This is a genomic window from Halorubrum sp. CBA1125 (genome assembly GCF_009742825.1).
GTDB lineage: Archaea > Halobacteriota > Halobacteria > Halobacteriales > Haloferacaceae > Halorubrum.
The window spans coordinates 1-1,796 of record NZ_WPCE01000331.1 but is presented as its reverse complement, the minus strand read 5'-3'; the positions used below and the strand labels follow the sequence as shown (position 1 = coordinate 1,796).

Here is a 1,796-nt window from a genome sequence, read left to right as displayed (position 1 = left end):
TCTCTCGCTCACTTCGTTCGCCTCGAGAACCGCTCCTCGAAAAAACCTGGTGGGAAAAAAGCCGAGGGCTCGGGCCGCCGGGCCTCGCCGTCGGTTGAAACGCCCTCGCTGCGCTCGGCGTATGCTGGCGTCTTCTCCGATCGATCTATGAGTTCCCCGTACTGACCACGAGGGCTCAAAATGTATCAGCTGTTGAGGATTTCAACAGAGCCTCTAATTTTGTTTTGGTAGAATTCTTAGTCGATGATATCTCTAGATATGATATTCTAGAATATGATTATTCAGAATATTTTTATTCAGCACCCCTAAATCAGCGCTATGACAGACATCGTGAACCGCTCGGAGGAGTTGGATCGGCTTCACAGCCTTTTCGACTCGGAGAACGCGGAGCTCGCTGTCGTGTACGGGCGGCGACGGCTGGGAAAGACGAGACTCGTCAAGAAGGCGCTTGAGGGACGAGAGAACGCAGTCTTCTATCAGGCACGACAGAAGACGCGGGAGCTCCAACTGGAACAGTTCGTCGAGGCTGCGGCTGACACGGTTCCTGGTATCGAAGACATTCGTCCCGATTGGGAGCGACTGTTCCGGTATCTGGTTGACCGGAATGTGACCGTCGTCCTCGACGAGTTTCCGTACCTGATCGAACAGGACGAGAGCCTTCCGTCGGTGGTACAGGCGTTGTTCGACCACGAGTTCGACGAGTCGGAGACGACGTTCGTGCTGGTCGGGTCGTCGATCAGTATGATGGAGGAAGCGACGCTGCTCGGAGACAGCCCGCTGTACGGGCGGACGTCCCTGACGCTCGACATCCGCGAACTCTCGTTCGACGCCGCGACGGAGTTTCTGCCGGACGATGCGACGGCGGACGAAGCTGTGCGTGCGTGGAGCGTGTTCGGTGGCGTTCCCTACTACCTCGAGGAACTCGACGCCGATCGATCACTCGCCGAGAACGTCCAGCAGACGGTGCTGACTCGTCACGGGTCGCTCCGCAACGAGCCGGAGTACGTCCTCCGGATGGAACTGACGGAGCCGACGCGGTACTTTTCGATCCTCGAAGCGATCGCCGGCGGAGCGACCGGCCGAAACGAGATCGCCGGCGTGACCGGTATCGACTACAACCAGCTATCGACGTATCTGGACCGACTCTCTCGGCTCCGGCTCATCGAACGACACGTGCCGGTGACTGAGAAACCCGAACGATCCAAGCGAAGCCAGTATCGGCTGCGTGACCCCTTGTTCCGGTTCTGGTTCCGATTCCTGTACGGGAGTGCGGATCGCTACGACCAGTTCGGCGAGGAGGCTTACGAACGACTCGTCGAACCAGAGCTGGCCGACTTCGTCGCTCCCGCCTTCGAACAGCTGTGTTGTGAGGCTCTGTGGACGCTGTACGATGAGACACCGATCGTCGATGTCGGGCAGTGGTGGTATCAGGACCACGAGATCGACGTCGTCGGACTCAGCGACGAAGAAACGCTCGTCGTCGGCGAGTGCAAATATCAGGAATCGCCACTCGATTACAGCGCGCTGGCGTCACTGGAGACGCACGTCGAGGAACTCCGATGGCAGCCGGTAGGTGGCGGCACGCGGACCGTCGAATACGCGCTGTTCTCGCGGAGCGGGTTTACGGACAGCGTCCGCGACGCCGCCGCCGAGCGCGAAGCGTTACGTCTCTATACGATCGACGACATCGTCGCTGCACTCGGAGGTGAGTGACACTCCCTCCCGCGTGAAGCGCGAGGCTTTCGCCTCGAATGTTCCGTAATTACGGTGGGCACGATGTTGCTATCGGTTCCGAA

The 1,796-nt window shown here is 59.1% G+C and carries 1 protein-coding gene; it reads left to right on the top strand.

The window, feature by feature from the left end:
• Nucleotides 1–318 precede the first annotated feature (318 nt).
• Nucleotides 319–1,713, top strand: coding sequence for an ATP-binding protein (locus GJ633_RS16380; protein ID WP_156589614.1), 1,395 nt, complete (start codon nt 319–321; stop codon nt 1,711–1,713).
• Nucleotides 1,714–1,796 lie beyond the last annotated feature (83 nt).